General features: G+C 69.9%; 7 protein-coding genes. 4 read left to right on the forward strand and 3 right to left on the reverse strand.

Annotation, left to right across the window (positions count from 1 at the left end):
• Window positions 1–9: 9 nt before the first annotated feature.
• Entirely contained in the window at window positions 10–2,232 is a 2,223-nt protein-coding gene (locus tag QH276_RS31190; protein WP_280402748.1) for an ATP-dependent DNA ligase, read from the forward strand.
• Window positions 2,233–2,317: 85 nt separating this feature from the next.
• A complete protein-coding gene (locus QH276_RS31195; RefSeq protein ID WP_063062680.1) occupies window positions 2,318–2,500 on the forward strand; it encodes an antitoxin in 183 nt (60 codons plus the stop codon).
• An 8-nt stretch (window positions 2,501–2,508) separates the two neighbouring features.
• Here QH276_RS31195 and QH276_RS31200 read toward each other — a convergent pair whose 3' ends face one another.
• Together QH276_RS31200 and QH276_RS31205 are read right to left on the reverse strand one after the other, a co-directional pair.
• Window positions 2,509–3,243, reverse strand: coding sequence for an energy-coupling factor transporter transmembrane protein EcfT (locus QH276_RS31200; protein ID WP_280402749.1), 735 nt, complete (start codon window positions 3,241–3,243; stop codon window positions 2,509–2,511).
• Window positions 3,240–5,381: an ATP-binding cassette domain-containing protein gene (locus tag QH276_RS31205; RefSeq protein ID WP_280406991.1), complete on the reverse strand. Its 2,142-nt coding sequence runs from the start codon at window positions 5,379–5,381 to the stop codon at window positions 3,240–3,242. The genes QH276_RS31200 and QH276_RS31205 overlap by 4 nt, the downstream gene beginning before the upstream one ends.
• Window positions 5,382–5,476: 95 nt before the next feature.
• Here QH276_RS31205 and QH276_RS31210 point away from each other — a divergent pair, with 95 nt between their 5' ends.
• Together QH276_RS31210 and QH276_RS31215 are read left to right on the forward strand one after the other, a co-directional pair.
• Window positions 5,477–6,418 carry a cation diffusion facilitator family transporter gene (locus tag QH276_RS31210; RefSeq protein WP_280402750.1) on the forward strand — a complete coding sequence of 314 codons (942 nt, stop codon included), beginning with the start codon at window positions 5,477–5,479 and terminating at the stop codon, window positions 6,416–6,418.
• A 41-nt stretch (window positions 6,419–6,459) separates the two neighbouring features.
• On the forward strand, window positions 6,460–7,512 hold the full coding sequence (locus QH276_RS31215) for an AraC family transcriptional regulator (RefSeq protein ID WP_280402751.1): 1,053 nt from the start codon (window positions 6,460–6,462) through the stop codon (window positions 7,510–7,512).
• Window positions 7,513–7,564: 52 nt separating this feature from the next.
• Here the strand turns inward: QH276_RS31215 and QH276_RS31220 are convergent, their stop codons facing one another.
• Window positions 7,565–8,341 carry a metallophosphoesterase gene (locus QH276_RS31220; protein ID WP_280402752.1) on the reverse strand — a complete coding sequence of 259 codons (777 nt, stop codon included), beginning with the start codon at window positions 8,339–8,341 and terminating at the stop codon, window positions 7,565–7,567.
• Window positions 8,342–8,573: the final 232 nt, after the last annotated feature.

Consider the following 8,573-nt stretch of genomic DNA (forward strand, 5'->3'; position numbering starts at 1 on the left):
GTAACGGGCGTGCACCGGGCATTCGGCGGTGAGCCGGGGCAGCGGGATATCGAGGTCCGGCTGAGCAATCTCGACAAGGTGCTCTACCCCGCCACCGGTACCACCAAGGGCGAGGTCATCGAGTACTACGCCGAAATCGCCCCGGCCATGCTGCCGCATATCGCGGGCCGGCCGGTCACCCGGAAACGGTGGCCGAACGGTGTCGCCGAATCCTCGTTCTTCGAGAAGAACCTGGGTGCGGGCACGCCCGACTGGCTGCCGCGGCGCGCCCAGGAGCATTCCGACCGGGTCGCGCACTACCCGGTGGTTTCCTCGCAGGCCGGGCTGGTGTGGCTGGGGCAGCAGGCGGCACTGGAGATCCATGTGCCGCAGTGGCGGTTCGACGGCGACGCGCGGGGACCGGCGACGCGGCTGGTATTCGACCTCGATCCCGGCCCCGGCGCCGGCCTGCCCGAATGTGCCCGGGTGGCGCTCGGCGTGCGCGATATGGTCGCCGAGATCGGGATGCGCGCCTATCCGCTGACCAGCGGAAGCAAAGGTATCCACCTGTACGTCCCGCTGGACCGGGTGCTGAGCCCCGGCGGGGCGTCCACGGTGGCCAAACAGGTGGCCACGAATCTGGAGAAACTGCTTCCCGACCTGGTCACGGCCACAATGGCCAAGAAGGTCCGCGCCGGGAAGGTGTTCCTGGACTGGAGCCAGAACAATCCGTCGAAGACGACCATCGCCCCGTACTCGCTACGCGGGCGTGAGCAGCCGAACGCCGCGGCGCCGCGCAGCTGGGCCGAGATCGAAGACATCGGCGATCTGCGCCAGCTGCGGTTCGACGAAGTGCTGGAGCGCTATCGCCGCGACGGCGACCTGCTGTCGGGGCTCGATCCGGCCTTGGACGACGCGCTCACGAAATATCGCTCGATGCGCGATCCGGCCCGCACGCCGGAACCGGTGCCGCCGCATTCGCCCCGGCCGGGGCCGGACAACCGCTATGTCGTCCACGAACACCATGCCCGGCGGCTGCACTGGGATGTGCGGCTGGAACGGGACGGGGTACTGGTGTCGTGGGCGGTGCCCAAGGGGCCGCCGGACAGCCCGCGGCAGAACCGGCTCGCCGTGCACACCGAGGACCACCCGCTGGAATACCTGGACTTCCACGGCACCATCCCGGCCGGGGAGTACGGCGGGGGAGAGATGTCGATCTGGGACACCGGCACCTACCGTGCCGAGAAATGGCGCGACGACGAGGTGATCGTGGTCTTCCGCGGTAACCGGCTCGACGGTCGGTACGCCCTGATCCGCACCGAGGGTGACCAGTGGCTGATGCACCTGATGAAGGACCAGCCCGCACCGCGGGCGGAACTGCCCCGAGGTCTCACCCCGATGTTGGCCACCAGCGGCGAGGTGGCCGGGCTACCGGAAACGGACTGGGCGTTCGAACGAAAATGGGACGGCTACCGGCTGATCGTCGAAGTGGACGCGGGCGAGCTGCGGTTGCGCAGCCGTGCCGGTAACGATGTCACCGCCCGCTACCCCCAGATGGCGGTACTGGCCGAAGAGCTGGCCGATCATCAGGCGGTACTCGACGGCGAACTCATCGTGCGCGGTCCGGACGGCGCGGTGAATGTGGCGCTGCTGAAAGCGAATCCGCGCCGCGCCGAGTTTCTCGCCTTCGACCTGCTGTTCCTCGACGGCACCTCGCTGCTGCGCAAACGCTATCGCGATCGGCGCCGGGTGCTCGAGGCGCTCGCCGCCACGACCACCGAACTCCGGGTGCCGCCGCGTTACGAGGGGGACGGGACCGAGGCGCTACGTCGCAGCGAGGAGGAAGGCGCCGAGGGTGTGATCGCCAAACGGCTGGATTCGGTGTACCTGCCCGGTACTCGCGGCCATTCGTGGGTGAAGCATCGGAACTGGCGCACCCAGGAGGTGGTGATCGGCGGTATGCGGCGCAGTAAGGCGCGCCCATTCGCCTCGCTGCTGGTCGGGATACCCGCCGAGGATGGACTGATATATGCGGGGCGGGTCGGCACCGGGTTCGACGAGGCGAAGATGAACGACCTCGCCGCCCGGTTGCGCCGATTGCAGCGCAAGACCACGCCGTTCGCGAACGAGATGTCGGCCGAGGAGACCCGGGACGCGATCTGGGTGACGCCGAAGATCAAAGGCACTGTGCGCTACATGGATTGGACCGACGGTGGCCGCTTCTGGCATCCGGCATGGCTCGGCGAAGTGTGACAGCCGTCGCCGCATTCGTTCCCACGCTTGCACCGAACTCGCTGGGTATCGTTATTGCCGAAGCAGTTCGAGCGAGGAGCGCACCATGGATTTCAAAGGGCTGGCGAACAAGGCGCTGGGTCTGGCGCGGAAGAACGCCGACAAGGTCGACCCGCTGATCGAGAAGGTCGGCGACGCGGTGGACAAGAAGACCGGCGGCAAGTACGCCTCCCAGGTCGACAAGGCACAGGAAGCCGCTCGTAAAGCGGTACGCGACCAGAAGAAGTAGCCGCCGGCTCAGATCAGTAATTCGAGCGTGAGCGCCCCCGCGCAGACGGCTACTACCACGATCAAGGCGACCGCGTCGTTGCGGCCGGGTGCGGCGGTGCGTGCGGTGAGCCGGCCCGTGCCGCCGCGGGCGGTGATGGCTTCGCCGAGTTCACCGGCGCGGCGGGTCGAAACCGCCATGGCGGCGGTGAGGATATCGATGATCGGGTCGGTGGTGCGGTGCAGCAGGCCGGGTTTCGGGCGTAGCCGGCGGGCCGCGCGCAGGATCCGGATCTCCTCCAGCAGCAACGGGAGCCCGCGCAAGGTGAGTGCCACCACCACCGCCAGTTCGTCGACCGGTACCCGGAGTTTGCGCAGGGGCCGGCCGAGGGCCGCGAGCGCGGGGGCGATCTCGCTCATGGGGGTGGTCCAGGCGATCAGCATGGACGCCGTCAGCAGGATGAGCGCGAACACCACGATCTGGGCGTAGCGCAGCAGCGCGGCCCCGCCGACCGGTGCGCTGATCAGGGCGCCGATGCCGATCAACAGCCAGAACACCCAGGGCAGCCGGGGGACCACGCCCAGCGGCAGGCGCGCGACGACGCCGACCGCGATCAGGAACACGATCATGATGCCGAGGATCGGCCAGCTGGGCAGGATCATCAGCAGCACGCTGATCAGGAAGACCCCGATCATCTTGGTGCCGGCCCACAGCCGGTGGATCGGGCTGGCCACCGGGACCTGGCGCAGCAGTACCGTGCTCATCGGGCGCCTCCGTGGTCGATTCCGTGGGCGTCGCCGCGCAGCCGCCAGGCCGCGCCCGGTGCGGGGTGCACCGGGCCGGGCGGCCGGACCGGCGGGATGGGGGTGGTATCGGCGTCCGGTTCGGGGACCGGGACCCGCGCCGCCTCCGTTTCCGGGATCCGTCCGGCCCGCAGGTGGACCATGCGGTCGCAGATGGCCGCGACATCCTCGACATCGTGCGAGATGACGATCAGGGTGAGACCCGAATCGCGTAACCGGCCCAGCAGGTCGACGATATCGGCGCGGCCTTCCGGATCCAGCCCGGCCAGCGGTTCGTCGAGCACCACCACCTGCGGATGGCTGGCGACGATCGCGGCCAGGACGACCCGTTTCGCCTGCCCGCCGCTGAGTTCCTCGATGGATCCGGTGGTGAGCGAGCGGTCCAGGCCGACGGCGTCGAGCGCTTTGCCGACGGTCCCCGATCCGGTGCCCTCCCCGCCCCAGTCGGCGATCTCCTCGCCGACCGTATGCCGTTGTAGTTGCAGCCGGGAATGCTGGAAGGCCAGTTCCACCCGGCCGATCTGCTTGCTGACCGGTTTCCCGGCGAGTTCACAGCGGCCGGTACTCGGCGCGATGAGCCCGGCCATGATCCAGGCCAGCGTCGATTTCCCGGACCCGTTCCCGCCGACCACCAGCAGCGCTTCGCCGCGGTGCACCGTGAGATCGATCCCGTGCAGGGCCGGCGCTTCCCACGGCGTGCCCCGGTTGTAGGTGTGCCGGACGCCGCGCAGTTCCAGGATCGGATCGCCCACCGGTCGGCGGCGCTGCGCGCGCGCCGGCTTCGGCCAGGCGGGCAGCCGGTCGACCATCCGGCCGCCGGCCAGATGGACCACGCGGTCGGCGGCGGCCGCGTCGGCTTCGTGATGGGTTACCAGGACCACCGCCATCGGATGCCGTTTCGGTAGTTCGGCCAGGAGCGCGACGAGTTCGCGGCGGCCGTCGGGGTCGATCATGGAGGTCGCTTCGTCGGCGATCAGCAGCGCCGGGCGCCGGGCGAGGGCGGCCGCTACGGCGAGCCGCTGCTGCTGGCCACCGGAGAGGGTCGCGGTTTCCCGGGCGCTCATCCCGTCCAGCCCGACCTCGCGCAGCAGGTCGTCGATCGGCACCTCGGCGGCCAGGTCGGTGGGCAGTCCCCATACGACATCGTCGGCGACCAGCACGCCGAGGGTCTGGCTTTCCGGGCGCTGGAGTACCAGGGCGGTGCCGCCCAGATGACCCAGACCGGCCGATCCGGGGCGGTCCACCGTGCCGGAAGTCGGTGGCAGCCCGGCCAGCAACCGGGTGAGCGTGGATTTCCCGGACCCGTTGTGCCCGACCACGGCGATGAATTCGCCGACCTCCACCCGTAGGTCGATCCCGGCCAGCGCGTCGCCGGCCGCGCCCGGATAGCGGTAGCCGGCCGCGCGCAGGGTGACCGGTAGCGGTGCGATGGGGCGGTCGTCGGCGGGTGCGTCGAGCCGGTCGGTGCCGGGGAGCCAGGCCAGCCGATCGAGCACGGAACCGAGCACGAACCAGGAGACCAGCGCGGTGACCACGGTGCCTAGCGCGACGGTGGCGCCGATATAGATCCACCACCACTGCAGCACGACCTCGGCCAGGTCGAGTACGCCGCGGCCCAGGGGCGCAAGCTGGGCCTGCCGCGAGGTGAGGTCGGCGAAACCGGTCGCGGTGTTGCGGATGTTGTCGAAGATCAGGTTGCGGGTCGCGGAGAAGGCCAGCAGGAAACCGACGGAGAACACCGCCCAGGCGAGCCCGGCGAGCACCGAGAGCCCGGTGACGGCGAAGAGGCCGCCGCGGCGGCGTTTGACCGAGCCGACGATCCCGCCGATGGTCGCGGTGGCGACCATGGCCGTGGCGGCGGTGAGCCCCGCGGCGACGAAGGTGACGAGCGCGGCCGATACCGAGGCCGTGAGCAGGGCGCGGAACCGGTACCGGTGGGCCAGCAGGCCCATGGGAACCGCCGCGACGAGTTGCAGCGCCGCCGCGAACGGCACCACCGAACCGACCGTGACGAGTCCGACGGTGGCGCCGCCGAGGACGGCGCCGGTGGCGAGTTCGATGGGCCGCAACGCCGCGCCCCGCGGGGCGCCGGCGGGCAGGCCCGGCGCGCCGGGCCGGGTGGTAGCGGCTTGGTCGGTCACGACGTCAAGTCTGCCAGCCCCGCGGCACCACGCGAATCGAAGGTGTTGCAAGCATGCGCATCAACGCATATGTTGTCTGCGTGGGACATGATCATACGCATCGGGTATCGCCCGAGAGCGCCTCCGGGAAGTATCTCGGCCGCCTCGCCCTCGCGCTGGCCATCGGCGCCGGATTCATGCTCGTCGAACTCGTGGTCGCGCTGGCCACCGGATCGCTGGCGCTGCTGTCCGATGCCGCCCATATGCTCACCGATGTCGTCGGTATCGCCATGGCGCTCTCGGCGATCGTGCTGGCCCGCAACACCCGGCCCAGTTTCAGCCGCACCTTCGGTTATTACCGCGCCGAGGTGATCGCGGCCCTGGCCAACGCCGTGCTGCTGTTCGGGGTCGCCGGTTACGTCCTGCTCGAGGCGGTGCGCCGATTCGGCGAACCCCCCGAAGTGCCCGGTGGGCCGGTACTGATCGCCGGTGCGGTCGGCCTGGTCGCCAATATCGCGGCCTTCCTGTTGCTGCGCCGCGGGGCCGAGGAGAGCCTGAACGTCCGGGGCGCCTACCTGGAGGTGCTCGCCGATATGGTCGGGTCGATCGGGGTGCTGGCCTCGGCGGCGATCACCCTGGCGACCGGCTGGTACTACGCCGATATGGTCGTCGGCGTCGCGATCGGCGTGTGGGTGCTGCCGCGCACCTACCTGCTGGCCCGCCGCGCGCTGCGCATCCTCTTCCAGCACAGCCCGGAAGAACTGGACGTCGAGGCGGTGGCCGCCGAGCTGGCCGCGGTGCCCGGGGTCTGCAATGTGCACGACCTGCACGTCTGGACCCTCACCTCCGGAATGGAGGTCGCCTCGGCGCATATCACCACCTCGGTATCCGACCCCGGTGACGAGATCCTGCGCGCCGCCCAGAAACTGCTCGCCGAGAAGTTCCATATCGAGCATGCGACCCTGCAGATCGAAACGAGCGATACCGCCCGCCGCTGCGCCGAGCTGTCCTGGTAGCCGCCGTCGGTCGGATCGAGATATTCGGCCATAATGGCGGCATGGTGCAGCGTCCGTCGGTCGGGGACTGGGATTTCCCGCGTGGTGTCGCCAGTGTCGCCTTGATGGCGGGCTACGGCGCCGAACACGGCATCCCGACCGCCGCCCTGCTGCGCGGCACCGATCTCACCGAAGCCCGCCTGCACGACCCCGACGCCCAGATCGACGCGCATACCGAACTCGCCGTCGTCCGCAATCTGGTCCGGCAACTCGATCGTCCCGGCATGGGGATCGAAGTAGGCCGCCGCTATCGCATCACGACCTTCGGGATCTTCGGTTTCGCCTGCGTCAGCAGTCCCACGCTGGCCGAGGCCATCGATTTCGCGCTGCGGTACATGGAACTGAGCTTCGCCTTCTGCCTGCCGGTGACGCAGTGGGAGAACGGCGAATTCGTCGGCCGGATCCTCGACGAATCCGTACCCGCCGATGTCCGGCAGTTCCTGGTGGAACGCGATGTGACCGCCATGCACCAGGTGATGAGCGATCTGCTGGGCCGCCATCTTGAACTCGTCCGGGCCGAATTCCGCTTCCCCGAACCTCCGTACGCCGATGTGATCGCCGCCGTCACGGTCGCCCCACCGCGGTTCGGGCGGCCGGAGAACCTGGTCGCGCTCGATCCGGCGCTCCTCGACCAGCCGCTCCCGCAGGCCAACGAGCACACACTGGCGATCTGCCTGGCGCAATGCCGCGACCTGGTGCACCGGCGCCGCGCGCGCACCGGAATCGCCGCCGAGGTGCGGGCCCGGCTGGTCCCGCGCGGCGGGATGGACGGTTTCACCGCACCGCCCGGCATCGACATGGTGGCCGCGGACCTGAACATGAGCACCCGCACCCTGCGCCGGCACCTCGACGCTGCCGGTACCAGCTATCGCGCCCTGCTCGACGAGGTACGGCAGGCGCTGGCCGAGGAAATGCTGACCACGACACCGCTGTCGGTGAGCGATGTCGCGATCCGCCTCGGCTACGCGGAAGCTTCGACCTTCATCTACGCCTTCAAACGCTGGACCGGCGCCACCCCCGCCGCCTACCGGCGCGCCCGGGCCGGACGGTACTGAGAAACGCCGGCCGCACCAGCGGTCGGACCGCGAGCGGCGACCGGCTGCGCGATCAGTACGGCGACGCGATCCAGCCACCCATCGGCACGCTGCGGAAATGTGTGATCAGCCGGTGATCGTCGTCGATCACATGCAGCGCCACCGACGGATCCGGTCCGTAATCCATCACCCGTTCGGGCGGCGCCAGCTCCCATTCCCCACCCAGCACCGAGGCGGTGCTCGGACCGATGAGCAGCGGCCGGCCCCCGAACGTACTCACCCCGGCGGTATGCGCGTGACCGGTCATGGTGCCGATGATGCGCCGGTCACCGGCGACCACGGCGGCGAGCCGGTGCGGATCATCGAGCGCGATCGGATCCACGACCGGGCTGTGCAGGAAAACCGGCGGATGATGCAGCGCCAGCAGTACGGCGGCATCGGCCGGAGTGGCGGCGAGAGTATCGTGCAGCCAGTCGTAGGTCTCCTCGGCCAACCGTCCGCCGGACTGCCCGGGGACGCTGGAATCGAGCAGGATCAGGGTGAGATCGCCGATCCGGTGCACCAGATTCACCGGATCGTCCGAGGGGGTCCCGGACAGCAGTACCTCGCGGAACGCGGCCCGCTCGTCATGATTGCCCGGAATCGCGAGCACCGGCAGATCCGCCTGCAACGACATCCTGGCCTCGGCATACTGCTCGGGCTTGCCGGAATCGGTGATATCACCGGTCACCACGATCACATCGGGCCGCCGGCGTAACTCCGCCAGATAGGCCATCACCCGCTGGGCGCGCTCGGTATTACGGGTCCCGAGGTCGAAATGTGTATCGCTGACCTGAGCCACCAGGATCATCGGTGCTCCTGTGTTTTTTGGCGCCGCCTCCGGCGGCGCGGGTTTTTGGGCCCCCATGTGGGGGGGGGGGGGGGGGGGGGGGGGGGGGGGGCGGGGGGGCGGGGGGGGGGGGGGGGGGGGGGGGGGGGGGGGCGGGGCGAACGGTCTGGGGGGGGGGCGGGGGCCGCCGGGTCGGCGGCGCCCGGGGCGGGGGGGGGGGGGGGGCACTTCGTGTTCACCGGTTCGCCCGCCT

It is taken from the genome of Nocardia carnea (assembly GCF_029869215.1).
Classification (GTDB): Bacteria; Actinomycetota; Actinomycetes; order Mycobacteriales; family Mycobacteriaceae; genus Nocardia; species Nocardia carnea_B.